Annotated in this window: 18 protein-coding genes; 16 read left to right on the top strand and 2 right to left on the bottom strand. The window is 39.9% G+C overall.

The annotated features are described in order from the left end of the window. The first annotated feature begins 7 nt into the window (after positions 1–7). From QNI15_RS14900 to QNI15_RS14940, 9 genes are all read left to right on the top strand, one after another. A complete protein-coding gene (locus QNI15_RS14900; RefSeq protein WP_314002817.1) occupies positions 8–1,603 on the top strand; it encodes a SusD/RagB family nutrient-binding outer membrane lipoprotein in 1,596 nt (531 codons plus the stop codon). Between the two features lie 272 nt (positions 1,604–1,875). After that, positions 1,876–3,735, top strand: coding sequence for a beta-galactosidase (locus tag QNI15_RS14905; RefSeq protein WP_314002815.1), 1,860 nt, complete (start codon positions 1,876–1,878; stop codon positions 3,733–3,735). A gap of 51 nt (positions 3,736–3,786) precedes the next feature. Beyond that, entirely contained in the window at positions 3,787–6,255 is a 2,469-nt protein-coding gene (locus QNI15_RS14910) for a carboxylesterase family protein (RefSeq protein WP_314032356.1), read from the top strand. A 93-nt stretch (positions 6,256–6,348) separates the two neighbouring features. After that, positions 6,349–7,794, top strand: coding sequence for an alpha-L-fucosidase (locus tag QNI15_RS14915; protein WP_314002811.1), 1,446 nt, complete (start codon positions 6,349–6,351; stop codon positions 7,792–7,794). Positions 7,795–8,226: 432 nt separating this feature from the next. Then, positions 8,227–9,387, top strand: a complete 1,161-nt coding sequence (locus tag QNI15_RS14920) for a glycosyltransferase family 87 protein (protein ID WP_314002809.1) — start codon at positions 8,227–8,229, stop codon at positions 9,385–9,387. 319 nt (positions 9,388–9,706) lie between these two features. Next, positions 9,707–10,705, top strand: coding sequence for a glycosyltransferase family 2 protein (locus tag QNI15_RS14925; RefSeq protein WP_314032358.1), 999 nt, complete (start codon positions 9,707–9,709; stop codon positions 10,703–10,705). A gap of 68 nt (positions 10,706–10,773) precedes the next feature. Beyond that, the gene (locus tag QNI15_RS14930) at positions 10,774–11,577 is read left to right on the top strand and encodes a polysaccharide deacetylase family protein (RefSeq protein WP_314032359.1); all 804 of its coding nucleotides are present in this window, start codon (positions 10,774–10,776) and stop codon (positions 11,575–11,577) included. Between the two features lie 500 nt (positions 11,578–12,077). Continuing rightward, positions 12,078–12,524 carry a hypothetical protein gene (locus QNI15_RS14935; protein WP_314032360.1) on the top strand — a complete coding sequence of 149 codons (447 nt, stop codon included), beginning with the start codon at positions 12,078–12,080 and terminating at the stop codon, positions 12,522–12,524. A 73-nt stretch (positions 12,525–12,597) separates the two neighbouring features. Further along, positions 12,598–13,518 (top strand): hypothetical protein, encoded by a 921-nt coding sequence (locus QNI15_RS14940; RefSeq protein ID WP_314002801.1) that lies wholly within the window; start codon positions 12,598–12,600, stop codon positions 13,516–13,518. Positions 13,519–13,607: 89 nt separating this feature from the next. Here QNI15_RS14940 and QNI15_RS14945 read toward each other — a convergent pair whose 3' ends face one another. After that, the gene (locus QNI15_RS14945) at positions 13,608–14,495 is read right to left on the bottom strand and encodes a VOC family protein (protein WP_314032362.1); all 888 of its coding nucleotides are present in this window, start codon (positions 14,493–14,495) and stop codon (positions 13,608–13,610) included. 253 nt (positions 14,496–14,748) lie between these two features. Between QNI15_RS14945 and QNI15_RS14950 the strand changes: the two genes are divergently transcribed. From QNI15_RS14950 to QNI15_RS14975, 6 genes are all read left to right on the top strand, one after another. Further along, the gene (locus QNI15_RS14950) at positions 14,749–15,204 is read left to right on the top strand and encodes a hypothetical protein (RefSeq protein WP_314032364.1); all 456 of its coding nucleotides are present in this window, start codon (positions 14,749–14,751) and stop codon (positions 15,202–15,204) included. Then, the gene (locus QNI15_RS14955) at positions 15,204–15,740 is read left to right on the top strand and encodes a hypothetical protein (protein ID WP_314032365.1); all 537 of its coding nucleotides are present in this window, start codon (positions 15,204–15,206) and stop codon (positions 15,738–15,740) included. Before QNI15_RS14950 ends, QNI15_RS14955 begins: the two co-directional genes overlap by 1 nt. Beyond that, positions 15,715–16,428, top strand: coding sequence for a metallophosphoesterase (locus tag QNI15_RS14960; protein WP_314032367.1), 714 nt, complete (start codon positions 15,715–15,717; stop codon positions 16,426–16,428). Before QNI15_RS14955 ends, QNI15_RS14960 begins: the two co-directional genes overlap by 26 nt. 22 nt (positions 16,429–16,450) lie before the next feature. Then, the gene (locus QNI15_RS14965; RefSeq protein WP_313978342.1) at positions 16,451–17,443 is read left to right on the top strand and encodes a hypothetical protein; all 993 of its coding nucleotides are present in this window, start codon (positions 16,451–16,453) and stop codon (positions 17,441–17,443) included. Between the two features lie 113 nt (positions 17,444–17,556). Further along, positions 17,557–18,435 (top strand): AraC family transcriptional regulator, encoded by an 879-nt coding sequence (locus QNI15_RS14970; protein WP_314032368.1) that lies wholly within the window; start codon positions 17,557–17,559, stop codon positions 18,433–18,435. Between the two features lie 73 nt (positions 18,436–18,508). Continuing rightward, positions 18,509–19,246 (top strand): SDR family oxidoreductase, encoded by a 738-nt coding sequence (locus QNI15_RS14975; protein ID WP_313978337.1) that lies wholly within the window; start codon positions 18,509–18,511, stop codon positions 19,244–19,246. Positions 19,247–19,401: 155 nt separating this feature from the next. On the opposite strand, the gene QNI15_RS14980 is transcribed toward QNI15_RS14975, so the two are convergent. Beyond that, complete coding sequence (locus QNI15_RS14980; RefSeq protein ID WP_314032369.1) at positions 19,402–20,394, bottom strand: hypothetical protein; 993 nt, start codon at positions 20,392–20,394, stop codon at positions 19,402–19,404. Between the two features lie 272 nt (positions 20,395–20,666). On the opposite strand from QNI15_RS14980, the gene QNI15_RS14985 reads away from it, so the two are divergent. After that, complete coding sequence (locus QNI15_RS14985; RefSeq protein WP_314032371.1) at positions 20,667–22,340, top strand: tetratricopeptide repeat protein; 1,674 nt, start codon at positions 20,667–20,669, stop codon at positions 22,338–22,340. Positions 22,341–22,590 lie beyond the last annotated feature (250 nt).

Below are 22,590 nucleotides of genomic sequence, written 5' to 3' on the forward strand. Positions count from 1 at the left end.
AAATGATATGACAAAAAAGTTTTTAATTATATCGGGATTACTCTGCTCTCTCTTATTCGTATTCTGCGGATGTGAAAAAGAGTTGGAAGAAAAATACAATGACCCAGAAAAGTCAACCTCTGCTAACTTGCCAGGTTTGTTAACGGGAATTCTGGACAATAATAGAGTTCGTCCATCATACTGGAATGTACGTACTTTTCTGTTATTGCATCCTGCTGTATACAGCCAAGCTGCATATTTCTCAAATAGTAATACTATGTATCAGCAAAGCGATAGCTATGTTGGAGAATATTGGACTAACTTTTATGTGCCTAATGGAAATGGGAGTGGGGTGATCGCTTTGTATCGTTCTATGGAGACTGTATACAACTCTCTTACAGCAGAAGAGAAAGCTAATCAGGAGGTTTTTATGCAAGCTGCACGAATCGTATTATATGATCAGGCATCTCAAATGATTGATTTGTGGGGTGATATTCCTTTCAGCGAAGCAGGAAGTCTTGAATCATCAAGTGTAATAGCTAATCCAAAATTTGATAACCAAGTTGAATTGTATAATACTATTCTAGCTGGCTTGAAAGAATCTGCTGCTTTCTTTGGTGATGCATCTTCCAATGCATCTTTTACAAAGGCAGATATTTTACTTAGTGGTAGCCTTATTAAGTGGCAACGTTATGCAAACTCTATTCGTTTGCGGTTACTGATGCGTATTTCCAAGAAAGATGAAACAACAGCAAGAACTGCTGTCCTGGAAATGCTGAATAATGGTGATACATATCCACTAGTAGATGGTGGTAATGCTGCAAATTATGCTCCTGGTACAACAGATATTTTGTTAAAGCCGTTGACAACATATACTGCCAACCTTAACTCTGCCTTAACAGAATTACCAAGCTATTATGCACCCGATTATATGCTGAACACATTGATGAAGCCAGCAGATGATCCTCGTATTCCTGTAATGTTTGACAAATTTGGTGTAACTAGTAATAAGGTATTTACTCCTAATAAAGAATATGCTGCAATGCCAATTACATTTACTGCTTCAGAACAGGAGAATAACTTTCAGAAATATTCTATTCTGGATTCTGCTACCTTTTTACAAAACCCAGGATTACCTGGTATTGTTATCACAGCTTCAGAAGTTAATTTCCTGAAAGCAGAAGCTTACCAGCGTTGGGGAAGTACTGCAGATGCAAAAAATGCATATGAAACAGCTCTAAAACAATCTGTTACATTCTATTATTATCTGAATAGTCTGAACACAACAGGTTTGACAGTTTTACCAAAGCCGGCAGATAGCGAAATCGCTACGTTTGTAACTACATCTACTGCTGCATATGATGGTGATGATACTGAGAAGCTGGCTAAAATCTGGAATCAGAAATGGTTACATTTTGGCTTCTTACAATCTACACAAGCTTGGGCAGAATACCGTAGAACAAACTATCCTCAGTTGACATTTCCAACTGCTACGTTAGCGAATTATACTACGCCTCCAACAAGGTTGGTGTATCCTTCTACAGAAACAACTTACAATACTAACTATAAGGATGTACAGGCTAAAGATACCCGTACAACCAAAATCTTCTGGGATGTAGACTAAGGCTTTATTCGCATTGCATGAAAATTAATTTTTATCAGGTATTTGGGTGTTCATAACAAATGCCTAGGGGATTAGATTGAAGACCCCTTACTATTCAGTAAGGGGTCTTTTATTCTCTACCCCATGTAGTTCTCCTTTGAAAGATAGAGTGTCACTTTATAAATAATCAGAAGAGTAACCCTGATTTATTGCCTGTATTGAAAAGTTCCTTCTTATATTTTACGCAGCAGTATTTATCTGTTTTCAACTGCGCATTGTCTCTTCTTATTTCGATGCAGCCTATTTCCAAAATCATTACCTATATTCTGTTACCTGTTTTCCTTTTGGGGATAAAACCGATTTATGCCCAAAAGCAAACTTTTGAAATTAAAAACGGCCAGTTTCTGGATAAGGGAAAGCCTGTTCAGATTCATTCTGGTGAAATGCATTATGCCCGTATTCCTAAGCCTTACTGGCGCCATCGGCTTCAGATGCTGAAGGCTATGGGATTAAACACAGTAGCAACCTATGTGTTTTGGAACTATCACAATACGGCTCCCGGTGTGTGGGACTTTACATCAGAAAACCGTAACCTGGCTGAATTTATTAAGCTGGCAAAAGAAGAAGGATTGTATGTTATCCTTAGACCAGGACCCTATGCCTGTGCAGAATGGGAGTTTGGAGGCTACCCTTGGTGGTTACAAAAGAATAAGGATCTGGTAATCCGGACTAATAACAAACCTTTCCTAGACTCCTGTAAAGTATATATCAACAAGCTGGCTGAACAGGTGTCATCGCTTCAGGTAAGCAAAGGAGGACCTATTGTCATGGTGCAGGTTGAGAACGAGTTTGGTTCGTATGTGTCACAGCGCCAGGATATTCCTATGGAACAACACCGTGCCTATAACCAAGCCATCCAGCAGATGCTTACCAGTGCCGGGTTTACAGGACCATTTTTTACGTCAGACGGAAGCTGGTTGTTTGAAGGTGGTGCTATCAGTGGTATATTACCTACTGCAAATGGAGAAGGAAACATAGACAATCTGAAAAAGGCTGTAGACAAATACCACGATGGTAAAGGACCTTATATCGTAGCCGAATTTTATCCAGGCTGGCTGGATCACTGGGCTGAACCATTTGTTCGGATTGGGACGGATGAGATAGTCAAACAAACGGAGAAGTACCTGCAAAATGGAGTTCATTTTAACTTCTATATGGCACATGGCGGGACCAACTTTGGATTTACTTCTGGGGCCAACTACAATGAAGAACATGACATTCAGCCTGATATAACTAGTTACGACTATGATGCACCTGTAAGTGAATCAGGATGGGCCACACCAAAGTATATGGCATTGCGGGAGTTGATGAAAAAATACGTAAAGTATCCTATACCTGCCATTCCAGCACAAATTCCTGTTATCACTATTCCTGATATTCCTCTTTCCCGTACAGTGGAGCTGGCCGATCTGAAGAAAGACATAAAGCCTGTATCTAATGATTCTCCACTGACATTTGAGGCTTTAAATCAGGGATATGGGTATGTGTTATATAGCAAGAGATTTACTCAGCCACTATCCGGGACACTACATTTGAATGGATTGCGTGACTATGCACTTGTGTTTGTAAACGGTAAGAAAATAGGGGAGTTAAACAGAGTGGATAAAAAATATGATCTGCCTGTAACTATTCCGTTTAATGGCACATTGGAAATACTGGTGGAAAATCTGGGACGTATCAACTATGGGGCAGAGATCCCTAATAACACCAAAGGCATTATTTCGCCTGTGCTAATCAATGATTTTGAAATTACTGGTAGCTGGCAAATGTATTCCCTGCCACTTACGTCGGTGCCTAATCTGCAAAAATATACATCCAAAAATACAATAGGTAAGCCTACCTTCTATACCGGAACTTTCGAACTGGACAAAATAGGGGATACATTCCTGAATATGAGTAGCTGGGGAAAAGGGATTGTTTTTATAAACGGACATCACTTGGGGCGTTACTGGAATGCCGGCCCTCAGCAAACTTTGTATGTACCAGGTTGCTGGCTTACTAAAGGTAAAAATGAAGTAGTAATCTTTGAACAACAAAACGATGTGGCTCAAACTGTTCTTAAAACGGTTGAAAAGCCTGTGCTTGATAAATAATTATCGTTAACCCGTTAGATTCTAACCAATCTATCGTTTGCCATATATCCTATGCATAAATTATCTTTCGTATGGAGCTGTATGATTATCGGACTACTGTTGTTTGGTAATCCTGTTTCTGCTCAACAAACTTACACCTTTTCAGAGGGATTGATTGCTGGTCCCTGTCATCATTATGGCCGTGAAGCACTTTACACCGATCAATTAACCTATCTGTTGTTTCGGAATGAACTAAAAACACCTGCTGCCGGACAAACTGTGCTGACAGATAAGGATGGAAAGCCTGTTACCTGGCAAGCTATCAAAACAGACCAGGAGAGTAAGTTCAAAGCAGGACTGGCACAGGATGGATATTTATATCTGACCTATACTGCCAATGAAGCAAAGACAGCGATACTGAATGTAAGCGGACATAGCATGCTGTATTTTAATGGTGCTCCTCATGGAGGTGATGCCTATGCTTCCGGATGGATGTACATACCTATCGTGTTGAAAAAAGGTCTGAACGAAATACTGGTTCGGACTGCTTCTTTTTCTCGTTATCAGGGCATAACGGCCAAGTTGACTTTTCCGGATAAGGCCGTTGCATTGAGCACAGAAGATATGACATTGCCTCATATTGTTCATGGCAAGACAAATGATCAGCTATGGGGGGCTATGGTGGTTGTTAATACGACTGCTCTGCCATTAAAAGATCTTCAAATTAAAACTTCTCTACAAGGAAAAGAATATACCACTATACTACCTGTAGTACCTGCATTAACTACACGAAAGGTCGGTTTCAGAATAAATGCAACTGGCATTCAACAAAAGGGAGAATACCCTGTGAAAGTGAACTTGCAGGCAAAAGGAAAAGTGTGGGATGAGAAAGAAATAAAACTTACCGCGACAGGTGCTGGAGAGCAATACATACAGACCTTCACCAGTAAGATTGATGGTAGTATCCAGTACTATGCTGTAGCACCACAGGCACAACCAGATGGCAAAGCACCTGCATTATTTCTGTCAGTACATGGAGCAGGGGTAGAAGCTATTGGTCAGGCAAGAGCCTATGAACCTAAAAACTGGGGTGTGCTGGTTGCGCCTACCAACAGACGTCCGAGAGGCTTTAACTGGGAAGACTGGGGTCGTCTGGATGCACTGGAAGTATTTGGAATGGCGAAACAGGAGTTTAAGCCCGATCCGGAGCATATCTATCTGACAGGCCATTCAATGGGAGGACATGGAACCTGGTATCTGGGAGCAACTTTCCCTGGTAACTGGGCTGCTATTGCTCCTTGTGCAGGGTATCCGGTATTGTCGGCTTATGGCTCACATGATGGCAAAATTCCCGAATCAGGGACTACGCCTATGGAAAATCTGTTGCTACGTGCCAGCAATCCAAGTAATGTAATTTCACTGGCTTCTAACTACAAAGCACTGGGTATATATGTTTTACATGGTGATGCCGATCCGGTTGTGTCTGTTGACTATGCTCGTCAAATGCGGAAGTTGTTAGGTACTTTTCATGCCGATCATAGCTACTACGAATATCCGGGTGGATCACACTGGTATGGCAACGAAAGTGTAGACTGGAAGCCTATTTTCGATTTCTTCAAGTGGCACAAAATTCCAGCAGACAGTGCAGCCAATGTAATTGACTTTACTACAGCTAATCCTGCGATCTCGGCTACGATGCGTTGGGCAACGATTGTACAGCAAAACCAGGCATTGAAATATAGCCGTATTCAGTTACAACGCAACAAAGCCAGTCATAAAATTTCAGGTGTTACAGAAAACATCGCTTTACTGAAACTGGATCTGGCTGATTTTAAACAAGGGGATACTGTACACATTACGCTGGATAGTCTGCCCGTTATACACCACATTGTAAAACAAAGCAACGAGCAACTGTATCTGTCTAAAGGTGCATCATGGACAAAGGCAGAGGCTATCAAAACAATACAGAAAGGACCTCACAGAAATGGAACGTTCAAAGAGCCATTTAATAACCAGATGGTATTTGTGTATGCAACCGGAGGAACGGCACCGGAGAATGAGTGGGCATACAATAAAGCTCGTTATGATGCTGAAACCTGGTATTACAGAGGCAATGGTGCGGTAGATGTGATTTCAGATAAAGAATTTGATCTGAAGAAATACAAAGACAGAGGGGTGATTATTTATGGAAATGCCTCTACCAACAAAGCCTGGAAGCCGCTGCTGTCTGACTGCCCGATACAGTTATCCAATGGTGTAGCAAAACTGGGTGATAAAGAACAGAAAGGAACAGATATCGGAGCATATTTCTCCTGGCCAAGACCGGATAGCCCTATAGCTTCTGTCGCGGTGATTGGTGGAACCGGATTAGCCGGAATGCGTGCTAGTGAAGCGAATCAGTACTTCAGTGGTGGAAGTGGTTTTCCAGACTTTATGATCTTTACAACAGATATGTTGAAAGAGGGTATAAAAGGTGTAAAGATGGCTGGATTTTTCGGAAATGACTGGTCACTGAAAAACGGTGAGATTATCAATCAATAATATATTCTGAAGCGGTTTATACTACTTTTAAAGCCAGTATAAGCCGCTTCTTTGTTTAACCAACACTTCTAATCTACTTGCTCTTTTATTCGTATGAAGAAACTACGATTATTTTTGTGGATGGCCTTGCTGGGTGTACCTGTTGTTCAGGTAAATGCGCAAGGAAATATCCACCAGCAATCTTCTGTGTATGAGTGGCCTACCGATTCTCAGGTAAAGCAAAAGCTGGATCAGTGGCAGGATCAGAAATTTGGGATGATTATCCACTGGGGATTGTATGCTGTTCCAGGTATTATCGAATCATGGGAACTGTGTTCGGAAGACTGGATTGAACGGGATAGCACCATGTCGTATGATGATTATAAAAAATGGTACTGGGGACAAAGTGCCAAGTTTAATCCAGTAAAATTTAATCCGGATCAGTGGGCTATAGCAGCCAAATCTGCGGGGATGAAGTATGTGGTATTTACCACCAAACATCACGATGGATTTAGCATGTTTGATACCAAACAGAGCGACTTTAAAATCACCAACGGTCCTTTTGCGGGTAATCCGAAAGCCAATGTGGCAAAGTATGTGTTTGAAGCTTTCCGGAAGCAGAGTTTCATGATTGGAGCGTATTTCTCTAAGCCTGACTGGCATACTGAATACTATTGGTGGCCTAAATATGCCACTGCCGACCGGAACAACAACTACGATATCCGTAAGCATCCATGGCGCTGGAATCAATTTAAGCAGTATACCTATAACCAGATCAGTGAACTGATGCATGACTATGGAAAGATGGATATTCTATGGTTAGATGGCGGTTGGGTACGTCCACTAGAGACTGTAAATGACGAAGTACGTGCCTGGGGTGCATCTATTCCGGCATGGAGTCAGGATATTGATATGCCTCGTATTGCCAACATGGCACGTCAGGCGCAACCTGGTTTACTAATTGTAGACCGTACCGTACATGGCCCTTATGAGAACTATCAGACACCTGAGCAGCGCATTCCGGATCACAAGCTGAACAACCCATGGGAGAGCTGTATGACACTGGGTAATGCCTGGGGATATGTACCAAACGATCAGCTGAAGTCTGCAACGAAGGTGGTACATTCTCTGATTGAGATTGTTGCTAAAGGAGGGAGTCTTCTGTTGGGCGTTGGTCCTCAGCCCGATGGTACGCTTACCGAAGAGGCTGTGCAGCGACTGGCAGAAATTGGAAAGTGGCTCGATAAAAACGGACAGGCTATTTACAATACCCGTACTACTGATGTATTCAAAGATGGTGACGTGTATTTTACCAAGGCAAAAGCCGGAAATACATTATATGCCTTGGCTCAACTACCCGAAGGAAAAGATGTACCTGCCTTCATTGAATGGACTGGCAATGTCCCTAAAAAAGGTTCTGCCATGACGTTGCTGGCAAGTGGTACAAAAGTAAAATGGGAGCATAGCGGAAATAAAGTAAAGGTATGGCTGCCTGATGCTTTCCGCAAACAAAACAAGACATATCCTGCATTGGCTATTGCCTTTACAACGGAAGGATAAGTCTGTACACAAACGTATCTAAATGAGCAGTAGCCCGTCCGCAAGGTCGGGCTATTTTTATGGATGTATATTAATGATGTTTGATTAACAAAGTTCGAATGAATACCCAAACTATGGCGGTGGGCCAACTATTATTTGTTTATTTCGGTCAAGTCTTAACAAAATGATAACATGAGTTGATTACTATGCTGTATATTTTATAATGCTCTAATAGATAGGTGAATTTACTTCTTTGTTACTCATTTTTTTATCTGGCTGAGTTGTTTCAGTAATCTGGGAGAATCACATTATTTACTTCTACACCCGTACTTAATTTTGAACTATAAATGCATGTATTTATCTTTCGGGATTAATTGTTTTTGAGTAGTTTCTTTTGATATACGTCTGAAATTACACTTTTTTGAGGAATTTTTCTTTTACGAAACCGCTTCTATGTTTAAATCACTTGTTAACAAAATCTCTCAGGTCCCTATTCGTTATATATATGGAATCTACTTTTTAATTACACTGGCAGCTTCCATTCAACAAATGTTGATTGATCAACTCAACAACTATTATATCTTTAAATACTCCTTCCAACATCTAATTCATAATCAGAATTTATATATTTTGTTTCCGGATCAATACCATGATAATTATAAATATGGTCCTGTATTTGGAATTTTTATTGCTCCGTTTGCAATACTGCCTGATTGGTTGGGAATAATAGCATGGACTATGGTAAATGCGTTTTTGTTGCTGTGGGCAATACATAAACTTACAATTGGTCAATCAAGTAAAATTTTTATCTATTGGTTTATACTGATTGAATTCCTGACTTCAATTCAGAATCTACAGGCTAATCCGATGCTTACCTCCCTCATATTATTTTGTTTTATTGCTTTTGAACGGAGGACGGTCTTCTGGGCTGCGTTTTTTGTTGCTTTGGGGGGCTTTTTTAAAATTTATGGATTTATAGGTGCTGCCTTTTTTCTTTTATATCCGCAAAAAATTCGTTTTATCCTCTCTTTCGCATTTTGGTGTGTCGTATTGTTTTTTTTACCATTAATTTTCATTTCGTTGGATCAACTGCTTTTTCTTTATAAGGAATGGTATTTGGCACTTGTTGAAAAGGCACAGATTCATCACGACATTTCACTTATACAAATCCTCCAGTCTCTGGTTAGTTCCAATATCAAAGATGCCTATGTTGTACTGACAGGTGTGGGTATATTTTGTTTGGCCTATCTCCGATGGGACAAGTTCGAAACTTTATCCTTTCGGCTCCTGTTTTTAGCCTCTGTGCTAATCTGGATGGTTATTTTTAGTCCTGGTGCTGAATCTCCTACCTTTGTGATTGCTGTTACAGGAGTTGCTCTATGGTATATTCAAAGTGAGAGAAAAAAATGGCAAATCAGCCTGGCAATCTTTGTATTTGTCCTAACAATTCTATCTCCTACTGACATTTTCCCTGCCTACCTGCGTGATGTGTATGTAATTCCTTACAGTTTGAAGGCTCTGCCATGTGCTGTAGTCTGGATTGTAGTCATGGTTGAACTTTTGTTTGGCTCTTTTTCCAAAGTTTCATCACCATCTCTTACTGTAGCTCAATAATTGGAGAGTAATTTCCGTTTTGATCTATTTAGGGAAAGGTATTAAACTATTTATTAGAGTTTTTTGTGAAGTGATAATGTGACTTTGTTTTAAAGTATTATAGATGTCTTCGTAGCACATTCATCTATAATGCTTTATTTCAGGATAGTGATATAGTACTTTTAATATTTTTTTAATACTCTTTTAATATCTTTTTATAACCATTTTAATCAATTTATATTATCTCTGCTGAATACTAAAACTCCTAGCGTTTGAGTACTATTAGACTCAAACCTTTATGAAATATACCAAGTCATATCCATTATGAATTAACTAAACCATGAGTTTCAAAATCTCAGTCATTGTCCCTACTTACAACGAAGAAAAAAATGTATGGATGATGGCTCAATGTCTGGAGGATATTCTTTCTCCTATTAACTGTTTCTACGAAATCATTTTTGTTGATGATGGTAGTCAGGATAATACACTTGCTGAACTCGAAAAATTAAGACAACATAATAGCTCAATTCACTACATTTCGTTTTCCCGCAATTTTGGGCATCAGTATGCATTAAAGGCAGGGTTAGATATGGCTACCGGCGATTGTGTCATTTCGATGGATGCTGATTTACAGCACCCACCAGCACTACTCATTCCCATGATTGATAAATGGCAGGAGGGCTACGATGTTGTATACACCCAAAGACTGGAAGACGCAAAGTTACCATTTTTTAAAAGGGTTACCTCCCGTACTTTTTACAAGCTGATGAATTGGCTTTCGGACATTGAAATAGAAGAAGGTACTGCTGACTTTCGTTTGATGGATAAGGTGGTAGTTAATGTATTCAAGCAATTGCCTGAGCGGGACTTGTTTATTCGGGGCTTGGTTAAATGGATGGGTTTCAAGCAATATTGTATGCCCTACCAGCCTAACCAGCGTTATTCCGGAACCAGCAAATATTCGTTAAAGAAGATGCTTCTTTTTGCTCTCAATGGCATTACATCCTTTAGTGTGAAACCCTTACGCCTGGCGATGATAATAGGCTTTACCTTATCGTTGATCAGCTTTTCGTATGCTGTATTTGCTTTCCTAAGCTATTTATTTACAAACTGGAATACTTCTGGCTGGACATCTGTCATTATGGGAGTACTCTTTATTGGAGGTTTGCAGTTAATTATGTTGGGAATTATTGGCGAGTATATTGGTAAATTGTTTATGCAAGCCAAGCAGCGACCTTCTTATATAGTGAAGAAAAATACGCTAGATGAATCACCAACCATTCTGACTAAAAAGCGTGAATTTATCAGTAGTATTATAGCTAGACAAAAAATAGACTAATAGTTGACATAATAATATAGACAACCTCTAAGTCTTATAGCTAGTGTTAGAATGTTGTAACAACTCTTATGAATAAAAAAATAATTTTAAGTTTTGATGTTGAAGAATTTGATACGCCTCTTGAATATGGCAAAGAACTGCCACTCAGCCAGCAGATGCGTGTATCAGAAGAAGGATTGCGGGCAGTAGTAGCTTTGCTTGACAAATATAAGGTTCGGGCTACTTTTTTTACAACAGCTAATTTTGCCAATCAGTATCCGGATTTGATTCGCTCTATGGCACAAGTACACGAAATTGCCTCTCATGGGTATTTTCATTCTACATTCGAAGAGAGTGATTTGCGCAGATCTAAAGATGCATTGGAGGAGATTATTCAAAAACCTATACTTGGTTACAGGATGGCGCGTATGATGCCTGTCAGTGAGGAAGCCATTGCGCAAGCAGGATATAGGTACAACTCATCCTTGCATCCAACTTTTTTGCCTGGCCGTTATAATTGTTTTTCCAGGCCCCGTACTCCATTTTTAAGTAAAGGAGTAGTACAAATTCCCGCTTCGGTAACACCACTTTTCCGATTTCCGGTTTTCTGGCTTAGCTTTAAGAATTTTCCAGCGCAGTGGATTCGGCTAGCCTCACGATGGATTTGGAATACAGATAGTTGTGTGAATTATTACTTTCACCCATGGGAGTTTGCTGATATTTCTGATAAATCAGTATTTGGCTTACCTTTTTATGTGAGTCGTTATGGTGGGCAGAGGATGCTAACTAAACTTGAGCGCCATATTCAATGGGCCCGTAAGTATGCAGAGTTTATCACATTTGCGGAGTGGCACGATCATCTGCGAAAAAATACAAAGCTTCCTGACGCCTGAATGAGAATCAGATAAAGTCATTCTCAGAGAAGAAATATTCTGTCCTAGGTTGGTGATGACACCACACCAACCTGGAGATTGAAATGCTGAAAAGAGCAGGCCTTGTGCTGCGATTTTACCTGTTTTTGTTTCCCGGCAATATTCCTAAAGAAGGCTCTGCCATAACTTTGTGCCAAAGTAAAGCCTTTATACCGGAAGGATAAGTCTGTACACAAACGTATCTATAAGTTATAGCCCGTCCACAAGGTCGGGCTTTTGTTTTATTTTCATACGTAGTTTGTGAGTAGAATAATGATAGTAAAAATATAGTTACAACAGAGTTTATTTCCGAATTTATACCTGAATTGTGGAATAATGAACTGAAAATTTAAGATTTCTATAAACCACATGTTATTTTTTTATTTTGTGTGAAATTCAAATTTGTGAGTATTGTATGGATTTTCTGGCTGATATGTCTGCTACTTATATTGTATAGTTTGTCGCCGGTGACTCCTCTGAAAATGTGGAATTCAGAAATGAAGCCTAATTACATACTTGGACATTACTTACAATATACAGGAGGAGATTTTTATGTGATAGAGCATACCGTTTCATTACCATTGGTAAAAAAAGGGAAAGGGATATATGAAATCAATATAACTGGAAATATACCCACTGCGAAGTATAATTATTCTGAAAACTATGATGTTTTAATGGCTAATTTTATCCTAAAAGGAAAGATAATTGGTTCTGAGGAATTGAAGGATCTGGGAACATATTATGTGTTTGATGTAGAAGATTATGCAGAGTATGTACCAAGAATATGGAATCTATCTGTTGAATTCCTGAGTGTCTGTGTCGGAAGCTTTTTGCTCTTACCTTTTTTGTCTTTATATCTTTTGTTCTATTTTTATTTTGGAAGAGCTAAAAGATTAATATATGTGTTGATTGGGAAGAAAAGCAGATGAGATAGTCAAGTTCCGTAACAAATAAAGGTATATAGTCAATAACAATCTACTTGTACCGTCTTTTATACTAACTATGGCGACAGATGGAGTAAAAATTATTAATGGTGATTTAGCTCATGATACTTATTGGGGATTTATGGATATGTATGATGAAGGGATACCTCTTGAAAAGATCAAAGCCTCGATAGAACAAGGAAAGGAAGAGTATGATGACTTTGAATATGAAATATTTATCACCGCATATGCACTGGCTCTCTGGGAAACAGGAACGCTAACCGATCTGATAAAACAACAGGTAAGAAATGTGATTGATAAAGGGGTGGGTGTGAAAGTCTGGAAAGAGGAAGTCTCAGAAGCAGAGGGAAAGGCCCGAGAACGGGAACTGGCTCTTTTTTGGAAAAAAATAAACACAGCTAAACGAACAATTCGCAAGCGGAAGAGTTACCGGAGAATTGTGAATCTGTTATTTTCTGAAGGTGATGTTCTGGTATTTCAGCTTCCTGATGGAAGTTATTGTGCCACCCTTGTATTGCTGATCAGTCAGGGTAGAGGGCAGTGTAGTTATGAATTTGCTAAACTTACATACAGATACACTGAAAGGCCTAATCTAATTGATATAAAGAACTATTATGTTGTCGGACGTAAAGTATCGTCTGGGGTTGAGATAGAATGGGCAAGTTTGTTGCATGAAGGCATGCATAAAATCATTGAGCAGGGTGGGATAGATGTCATTGTGAGAAGAGAAGCAGAACGGACAGGCAAATACTTTATTGGCATAGATGTGATCGGAGTGGAGCACAAAACGTTAAAGGGTTTTGCTAATCGCTTTGAGAGAATAGGTCAGTTGTGCTTTAAACCTGAATCTAAACTCTGTGGTTTACAAGGTGGCGAAACCAGCTTTGAGGGATTTCAACAATGTTTTGATTCCTTAATGAGTGATCTGACCACTTTTAAAAGTGAATTATTTCCCATTCAGCAATTCTTAGCTGACTAATGTGTACCGCTATGTCTATCAAATGTGAGGCTTTGTTTTCTGAAAGTAAAATATTTCTGCTGATACCCTTATCATGATAGATAGATCAGTTATTTGTTAGATATTGAAGTTTGCTTGAATTCCAGCCAGATGCCATGTGTATGTGAAGGAGGGAGGAACAAGCTTTGTGTATCATCTGTATTTTGAGTCACAGATACGTTTTTGATGCCAGCCTGACGTAAGGATGTCTGTACTTGTTTCATGTCTGAAACACTGATAGTAGCGCCTATAACTGTGAGTCTTTTACTCACTTGTTCAGAGGCAGGAAAGAATACAATTTCGCCTTCTGGCAGTGATACCACTGCTACTTTCTTCTTTTGGAAAGGAGTTTGTTTGGTTTGGAAGGTAACATGTAGGGAGAGATTTTTGAAGAGATTGGTGTATACCTCTGAATCAGAGGTAGCTATCCAGACACCAATAAGGTTTGTGGCAGAGTTGGTATGCTGAAAGTGTTCTTCTCTGTCTGTTGGAGAGTGATTGCGACCCCCAAAAAATAGTGTATGCAGTCTATCTGTTTCGGAAAAGGTAATCATGGAACCCTCACGTTGATACTCTTGACCAATGGCTGTAAGCTGTTTGGCTATGCCCTCAGTATCTTTCGTAAAAAGTCCCCAGAATGCAGGCCCTTCGCCTTCTTTCAGCAAGCGACAGTATTCTGCTGTCACCGAATCGTGAGGTTGTGAGGCGGTGATGAGTTCTAGCTCTGTACCATTCCGGAATTTGATATGCTGATTGCGTATGCCATTGCTATGAGATCTTCCTGGCTTGAGTGCAAAGCCGATGGATCTGTAAAATGTAGCAGCCTGATCAAGATCTCTGACTGCCAGCGGGATGTGATCTATTCCGATGACTAGGGAAGACGTGTAAGGTAATGTATGAGAGGAGGTTGTGATAAAAAGTAGAGTTGCAATAAAGAAGGAAAATGCTGTCTGATACATGGTTAGGCTGGAAAAAGGAAATGGTAGAATTTGTTTTCTATTGCAATATGAGTGTTTTAAGATAGATGTTTTTTCAAAAGTTTTAGTTGTAAAATTAATTCCTCCAGACTTATTGCCTATTTTATTCCAAGCTTTGTCTCCTAAATTCTCTGGAATGTCAGATATTAGAGGCAGAAATTAGCAAGAGTTATACAAGTGAATGATGAATTATAGCAAGCAAATCAGACCATATTTGTCATTGGTGCTTTTGTTTATGCCTGCACTATTATTTGCCTTACTGCTGATTGTGTTCAGAAACCATAGCATCCTGCATATTCAGGGAGCGTTTCCGTTTTTACCGTGGCAGTTTTGGATCATTGGCATTTTTGGTGTCATTGCAACTGCGGGAGGTGTTCTGGACTGGAAATACCACCGCAATCCTTTACAATTGAAATTATCAAAAAAAGAAAGAGATGCCGAGGCTGCTGCACTCGGGCTAGGCGGCTTGCCAATGTTTGTACTGATGTGGCTGGCTATGATGCATGCAAAGCCCACTCAATTTTTGATTCCTATTTTAGTTGTATTGATTTATACCATAGTGGCAATCTGTTATGATGAATTTGTGTTTCATCGGAAACGGTGTGGAAAGCTGGAAACTATCTATCACCGGATGTTAGTGTTAGGTAATGGCATTGCCTGGCTGGCCTGGTTTCATTTTATTTTTTGCTAATGAACGGTACTGAATTGATCAACAAAAGTAAAGTCTGGTTTGATTCTAAACCTGTTGAGATACATCAGGCTCTTTCGATTCATGTATTTCAGTATGGCGCTCACTGGATGCATACCCGGATGAGTGAATTATCGCCAGAGAATACCGTTCCTTTTGACAAATCGATCCGGTTTGGGTTGTATGGACTATTGAAATATAGTATATGTCTGGGTATCTTTCTGTTATCCAGTATTCTGCTTTCCCGTATTCATGTTGGATTACTTCCTCTCTCTGTTCTTATTTTTTACTTTGTCGAAGTACACTTCTTATTCTTATTTCCATTACTGATAGATCGTGTGCCCAATCCTGTTCTAACCAGCATCTGTATTACGTATCGGATTGGGATAGTCCGATGTATAATCACTGTTATGCAGATTGCCTTTTTTATGATGGTAGGATTGTTTAATCTTAGAAAACCTTTTCAAAACTGGTATATTGGCTGTTTGTCAATAGTGCTCTGGTATACAAACGATGTTAGAGATCGGTTATACAAATGAATACGAAGTTCGTAGTGAATCTTATCCATTTCCGGGTCAGTCAGGGTTCAGTGTGCTTTATCTTTCCGATTTGCACGTAAACCGATATAGCAGTACATTAATTGACAATCTGGAGGTTAGTATTAACAGCTTAAACCCTTCTGTTGTTTTGCTGGGAGGTGATTACATCGATTCGAAAGGTGGAATAAAACACTTTCAAAGGCTGCTTGCATTTCTCTCTCAAAGATCCCATGTATTTGCTATTGCAGGAAATCATGATTATTTTTTTGGAATTAAGTCCATCCAGAAAATGGTAGAAGATCAGGGAATCACATGGCTGGAAGGAACATCATACGAGATTGAGGTGAATGGCCTTAAAGTGCAAGTGACAAATGAGGTGAGTGGCAATGTAAGCATAAATACCCCTATACGAATCTTGTGTGTACATCAGCCGATAGATCCTGAGCAGATACAAGGCAAGTATCAGCTTGTATTGGCAGGACATCTGCATGGTTGCCAGGTTGTATTATGGGAAACCGAAAAAGGATTATATCCGGGTAAATGGTTTTATAGAAGAAACTTTCTGAAAGCTAACCTGGAAAATTGTTTATATCTGATTAGCAAGGGACTTGGAGACACCTTGCCGATACGTTATAATTGCAAAAAGGATATCCTTCTGGTTACTATCGGAAATCCAGTACTTCTTTAACTACTCTTACTTTTTCAATACTATGAAACCCGGACTGGCAGTTTTATTGGCTTCTGTATATGGATTAACCATTCGCATTTTGTTTGGTTTCTTAAGTGAGATTATGCAAATTATGGGTATTGTTTTTCTGGCGCTAATTCCTGCTATTGTTGGTTTCGTAACCATTTACCTAATGCCTGTCAGACAACTCACTAGTAAAACTTTTGCATTTTTTATGCCCTGGGTTACTAGTCTGATTTTGCTTGTTGTTACCATCTTGTTAAATATAGAGGGTGCTATCTGCTGGATTATGATTTTTCCTTTTTTTGCTGTTATGGCAGGATTTGGTGGGCTGATTGCATTTGAAATTAAGAAGAAACAAGCTCAAAAGAATGCAGAAAAGAATGACTGGGAGAAACCTACATCCCTTCAGGTCTCTCTGCTTTTTATGGTTCCGGTTTTGCTGGGCTTTATCGAAGGGGAACGGTCTCTGACTCCCAAAGAAATGACTATCAGGAGAGAAGTTAGCCTGGATGCCACTCCTAAGGAGGTCTGGCAACAGATTATCTCATCTCATGAGACACTGCCTTCAGAGTCTTCTGGTGGCTCGTTGTCTAATCTGATGGGTTTTCCCAGACATAGTAAAACCACACTGGATACTGCTGCCGTTAATGGCAAAAGAATAGCTTATTATGAGAAAGGCTTATACTTCGAAGAAACCATTTCTCAGTATGAACCTGCCCAAAAGTTGGTTTTAGCTATTAAAACAGACCCACACAAAATACCTCCTACCGTAATGGATGAACATATTCTGATAGGAGGGAAGCACCTGGATATTTTGGAAGATGTTTATGAACTGGAAACATTATCAGATGGAAGAACCCGTCTGCTGTTGTCGAGTCGGTTTTATATCAATACTCCTTTTAACTGGTATGCAGGTATCTGGGCTGAATACCTGATGAAAGATATATTACAAAACGAACTGGATCGTATCGAACAACGGATACTGAAAAGCCAGGTCCGTGCCTTGCATTAGAATGATATATAAAAGACAACTAAGTTACACAATTGCAATGTCTGGCTAATATAGCGAGAGCTTCTTTACAATTGTTCCATTTTTGTATCTTTGTCTGGAATATATGATACTATATGCACGAGACAAAAGGTTTACTCGACAGGATCAAGCACCACGATAAATTGTCGATTACAGTGAATGAAGACTGTAGGATTTACCTGCCGGAATATGTATTGCAAAAGCTGCTTCAACCACACAAGCTTGCGTTTTATTACTTTGTGTTTATGGATAAGGGTTCTGCAACCTACACAGTAGACCTTGAGGATATTGCAGTGTCTGATGGTCAGATGGTTTTTGGTTTGCCCAACCAGGTTTTTATCAATTCACCACACAATACAAGCAACCACTATTCTCACCTCGGATTTGATGAAAGCACACTGGCCTTGCTTCCACGTTCGTATCCATTTCTGGTCAATCCGTTACAGCTAAACCGGATTACCTTTGACCCGGATGCCCAGCAACGGGTAAAGGGTGTTTTTGCCAATCTATTTCAGTTGCTTCATTCTTCTGGTAAGCCCAGAAATTCTGAAATCATTCTGGCACATCTGAACGTTTTGTTAACGGAGTTTAACAGCGCCTATTTTGAGCAGAGTGCACCTGAAACGGTTGCCAATCCTAAACTATCAAAATATGTTGCCTTTAAACTTGCCGTAGAAACCCACCTGACCGAGCAACACGATGTGCATACCATCGCTGAAAAGCTGGCAATGACTACCAGCAGCTTGTATGGCGTTGTGAAGGAGTTTTCGGGTGTTTCACCAAAGGAGTGGATCACCAACCGACTTATGCTGGAGGCGCAACGAAAGTTACAGTATGAGTCTCTTTCTGTAAAGGAACTGGCTTACGAACTGGGCTTTAATGACCCTGATTACTTTTCGCGGTTGTTTAAAAAGAGCACAGGCAAGAGCGTGAGTGCCTTTTTAACCAACCTGCGCGATTTGTCCAGCCAATAAGAAGATTTGTCCATTCCGGTTGGTTGCGCACTGCCTACTTTTGCTGCATCAGGTTTTAAAAACAAATTATAAGATGAAGTCAGCATTAGTAACAGGAGCCAACAAAGGTATTGGCTTTGAAGTTGTGAGACAACTTGCTCAAAACGGGTTCTTTGTGTATGTAGGGAGCCGTAGTCTGGAAAATGGTTTGTTGGCGGTAGAAAAGCTTAAAGCCAGCGGAATCGACAACATTGAGGCTGTGCAACTAGATGTTACCGATCCGGAATCTGTCAGTGCTGCCCGTAGATGGATAGGTGAAAAAACACAGGTGCTAGATGTATTGGTTAACAATGCGGGTATTTCGGGTGTACTTCCACAGTCAGCCCTTGAATCATCAGCCGATCAGTTCAAAGCCGTATATGAGACCAATCTATTTGGTGTGATCAGGGTGACACAGGCTTTTATCGATCTACTGAGAAAGTCATCAGAGCCTCGCATTGTGAATGTGAGCACCAGCATGGCTTCACTGACTCTCGCTGCCGATATTGACAATCCCAATTATCCTACCCGGTATGCGATGTACCAGTCGTCTAAGTCTGCTCTGAATATGTACACGATTAATCTGGCCTACGAACTTCGTGATACACCATTTAAAGTCAATGCCGTGTGTCCCGGATATACCCAAACCGATTTTACCAATTATCAAGGAACAAGCACGCCACAAGAGGCAGGACAACGAATTGCTAAATACGCATTGATCGGTCAGGATGGACCTACAGGAAAGTTTTTCAGCGAAGAATATTTTCCAGCACCTGTTACTTGTCCCTGGTAGAATCAAAAAACACAGGAACGAAAAGGACTTGAGTATATAGAAGAAGAGGGAAGAAAGAGCGAGGTGAAAAGTAATCAAAATAAAACAGAGCCTATACTTTTGAAAAGGCATAGGCTCTATTGAGTATCATTTTGGATCAAAAAAACTTTTGTTTTCTATTTCAAGCGTTTGCCAAATGCTTTTTCTGCCATCATTTGATATTCCTGCTGAGTTACTACAGTGGTCTCTTTCTCTTCTTTGTCATACAAAGTTGGCTTACCATTGTAATGTTTAACAAGTGTATAGGCAAGCAGAACACCCCAGCTATCCCAAAAACAACGAACTTTGTTTCCCACTATATCACTGGATGAGGTTGATAGAGGACCACCATCAATCATAATATCAATTTGATTTCCCTTAAAGATGTCATCTATATATATCCTTTTAATGGTTAGTTCAGGGACATTAAACCCTTGTTTATAAAGCTCCTGTAGTGTTTGATGATAGTTAGTCTTTAACTCTTCAAAATCTGGGATCTGTTTCAGTTGAATATCTGAATACACGCCCCATTGCCATTCTTTGTCCCATTGCCAGTAACCACTTTCTAGTGAACAGGGAAACCCTTCGTCAACAGCCTGGCGTAAGTCAGATGATTTTGCAAAAATTAAATTTGCAACTTGTCCTCCATCCAGGTTGCTTATATTATATTCATAGTCAGGATTGTTATCTCTGGTAACTTTTTCCAGTATAGGGATTATGATCTCCAGATCAACATAGTCACCCTCAGATGAGGTTCTGAATTCATAGTTTTTGCCTGCTATCTGAAATATAGAAACGTATTGCTTTTCAGAGTCATCATGTTTTTCTTTAACCAGTTGATACTGAAATCCTCCCAGATCCAGCATCTCTTTTATTAACTTTGTTAAATCTTCGTTCCCATAAATACATTCTACATCAAACTCTATCCACTTAATGCAATATTTTGCTTCTAGAAGGCTATAATTGGTTCCCATTACACTGTCAAACTTATTTAGATTTTCATATTTTGTGCTATCGTAGTTGTCATTATATAACTCAGAGAAATCATATATGTCTTTGTGATAACAGGCGGTGGTAATAAGAAGAATCGAGGTAGAGAGAAGTAAAGACTTCACTAGTAATGCTTTCACTTTTGTCGAAATATTAAATGGTATATGAATTTATCTGTAGTCGGAATATATACATTCGATGTACCGAATGCTAAATTGCTAGGTTATTTTTATTTTGGTTTTTACTGTCATTTAATCGCCCGATTTGTAGAAAATTGAATCATCTTTCTGTAGCTGAATATGTTATCCTTTGAACTCTTTTACTACTAACATATAAGCGACTGTTTCATGAATATCTTGCTTTCTATTCATCTGTAAAGTCTGGTAGTATTCCATTGGTAATTTTTACTAAGATGAAGATTATTTATTCAGCCATAGTAATCGCACTTCTTAGTGCGTGTTCTCAAAAACAGACCAACGACAAAATCAAAAATGAGCTTGAGGCGCTGGATCTGAAACGCGGTGATATAGCCCTTTGGTTTTCCGGCAAAAATGAGTTTGGTAAAGTTCGTTTTGCAACAGGTTGCTCACCTGAAACAGCTGAGGATTTTAACATGGCAACGGCACTGCTACACTCATTTGAATACACCGAGTCTGAAAAAGTATATGCGCGTATTATAGAGAAAGACCCTCATTGTATTATGGCTTACTGGGGTGCTGCTATGTGCAGTTTTCATCCTCTCTGGGAACCACCTACTGAGGCCGATCTACAAAAAGGAGCAGACGTAATAAAGCTGGCACGTACACTTGTCACTGATGCTACCTCACGAGAGGCGAAATACCTGGAGACCATTGCCACTATCTATGATGGCTGGAAAGAAACGGATTACAAAACCCGTGTAGCAAAATTTGAAGTAGCATCCGGAAAACTTGCGGCTGATTTTCCAGACGATACGGAGGCTGCCATTTTTCATGCTTTGGCAATTCGTGCTGCTGCTGATCCGAAAGATAAAACCTTTGTCAAACAGAAACAGGCTGGTGATATTCTCAATGCTGTACTGACAAAAGATCCCATGCATCCTGGTGTGGCACATTACATCATTCATGTCTATGACTACCCACAGCTGGCAGAACAGGCATTAACCTCTGCACGGGAGTATGCCTCACTTGCTCCTGCAAGTGCGCATGCTCAACACATGCCTTCACACATATTTACCAGGTTAGGCTTATGGGATGAGTCCATAGAATCCAATAGCAAGTCGGTGGATGCAGCAAAGTGTTATGCGGGAAATGTAGGAATGAAAGGGCATTGGGATGAAGAACTTCACGGATTGGATTATCTCATGTATGCTTACCTGCAAAAGGGGGACGAGGTGAATGCCAGAAAGGAATTTGAATATTTTAAAACCATTCAGGAAGTTTTTCCTATGAGTTCCAAAGATGCATTTTCATTTGGAGCTGTGCCTGCCCGTTATGTTGTTGAACGACGGGACTGGAAAGCGGCTGCGGCACTTGTACTTACTCCATCTACGTTTTCATGGGACACTTATTATTGGGAGCGTTCCAATACCGATTTTGCCCGGCTACTAGGTGCCGTACATGAAAAAGACCTCGTTAACGCACGGCAAAGCCTGCAACAGTTAAAACAGTCTTATGAAAAGCTAGTGGAGGCAAAAGAAGTATACAAATCAAATCTGGTACAGATTCAGGTAAAAGCGGGTGAGGGTTGGGTAAAGCTGGCAGAGGGCCAGAAAAAGGAAGCACTGGCCTTGATGACTACCGCAGCAGAGATGGAAGATGCTACAGAAAAACATCCCGTTAGCCCTGGGCCAATTATACCTGCACGCGAACTACTTGGTGATATGTATATGCAGTTGGGGGATGTTGCTCATGCTCTTGAAGCGTATGAAGCTGCTCTTCAACGCCAGCCAAATAGATTCAATGGTCTGTACAGTGCTGCAGAAGTGGCAGCAAAGAATGGTAACGCAATAAAAGCAAAACAATACTATCAGAAAATGCTAGCTATAGCACAGTCCTCTTCACGTACTGAAATGAAGGTGGCTACTGCATATGTAAGTAGGCATTGACTCTCTATTTATGACACAAGCGTGTAAACTAAAGCTGAAACTTACTTTTATGCTATTATAACGTAAACGACCCATAATTGGACATACTTTTCGGTTTGTATAGCACTTTAGGAAAGATTTGTAATAATTGTAATCAGCGATTCTGCTTTAGTGGCTGCCAAGTCAGTATCGATATTTGATCTGATCCTGTAGGAACATAGGTGTCCCCCTATAGAATCGTAAGAACTTAGACAGAGTCTACCCGAGTCGG

The sequence above is a fragment of the Xanthocytophaga flava genome, from assembly GCF_030068545.1.
GTDB classification, from domain to species: domain Bacteria; phylum Bacteroidota; class Bacteroidia; order Cytophagales; family 172606-1; genus Xanthocytophaga; species Xanthocytophaga flava.

Coding starts and splice junctions, on each gene's coding strand:
- QNI15_RS14960 (WP_314032367.1), top strand. CDS start 15,715: ATGTTAGAGATCGGTTATACAAATGAATACGAAGTTCGTAGTGAATCT.
- QNI15_RS14900 (WP_314002817.1), top strand. CDS start 8: ATGACAAAAAAGTTTTTAATTATATCGGGATTACTCTGCTCTCTCTTA.
- QNI15_RS14965 (WP_313978342.1), top strand. CDS start 16,451: ATGAAACCCGGACTGGCAGTTTTATTGGCTTCTGTATATGGATTAACC.
- QNI15_RS14930 (WP_314032359.1), top strand. CDS start 10,774: ATGAATAAAAAAATAATTTTAAGTTTTGATGTTGAAGAATTTGATACG.
- QNI15_RS14985 (WP_314032371.1), top strand. CDS start 20,667: ATGAAGATTATTTATTCAGCCATAGTAATCGCACTTCTTAGTGCGTGT.
- QNI15_RS14940 (WP_314002801.1), top strand. CDS start 12,598: ATGGCGACAGATGGAGTAAAAATTATTAATGGTGATTTAGCTCATGAT.
- QNI15_RS14935 (WP_314032360.1), top strand. CDS start 12,078: ATGTGGAATTCAGAAATGAAGCCTAATTACATACTTGGACATTACTTA.
- QNI15_RS14905 (WP_314002815.1), top strand. CDS start 1,876: ATGCAGCCTATTTCCAAAATCATTACCTATATTCTGTTACCTGTTTTC.
- QNI15_RS14950 (WP_314032364.1), top strand. CDS start 14,749: ATGCCTGCACTATTATTTGCCTTACTGCTGATTGTGTTCAGAAACCAT.
- QNI15_RS14920 (WP_314002809.1), top strand. CDS start 8,227: ATGTTTAAATCACTTGTTAACAAAATCTCTCAGGTCCCTATTCGTTAT.
- QNI15_RS14910 (WP_314032356.1), top strand. CDS start 3,787: ATGCATAAATTATCTTTCGTATGGAGCTGTATGATTATCGGACTACTG.
- QNI15_RS14925 (WP_314032358.1), top strand. CDS start 9,707: ATGAGTTTCAAAATCTCAGTCATTGTCCCTACTTACAACGAAGAAAAA.
- QNI15_RS14975 (WP_313978337.1), top strand. CDS start 18,509: ATGAAGTCAGCATTAGTAACAGGAGCCAACAAAGGTATTGGCTTTGAA.
- QNI15_RS14945 (WP_314032362.1), bottom strand. CDS start 14,495: ATGTATCAGACAGCATTTTCCTTCTTTATTGCAACTCTACTTTTTATC.
- QNI15_RS14970 (WP_314032368.1), top strand. CDS start 17,557: ATGCACGAGACAAAAGGTTTACTCGACAGGATCAAGCACCACGATAAA.
- QNI15_RS14955 (WP_314032365.1), top strand. CDS start 15,204: ATGAACGGTACTGAATTGATCAACAAAAGTAAAGTCTGGTTTGATTCT.
- QNI15_RS14915 (WP_314002811.1), top strand. CDS start 6,349: ATGAAGAAACTACGATTATTTTTGTGGATGGCCTTGCTGGGTGTACCT.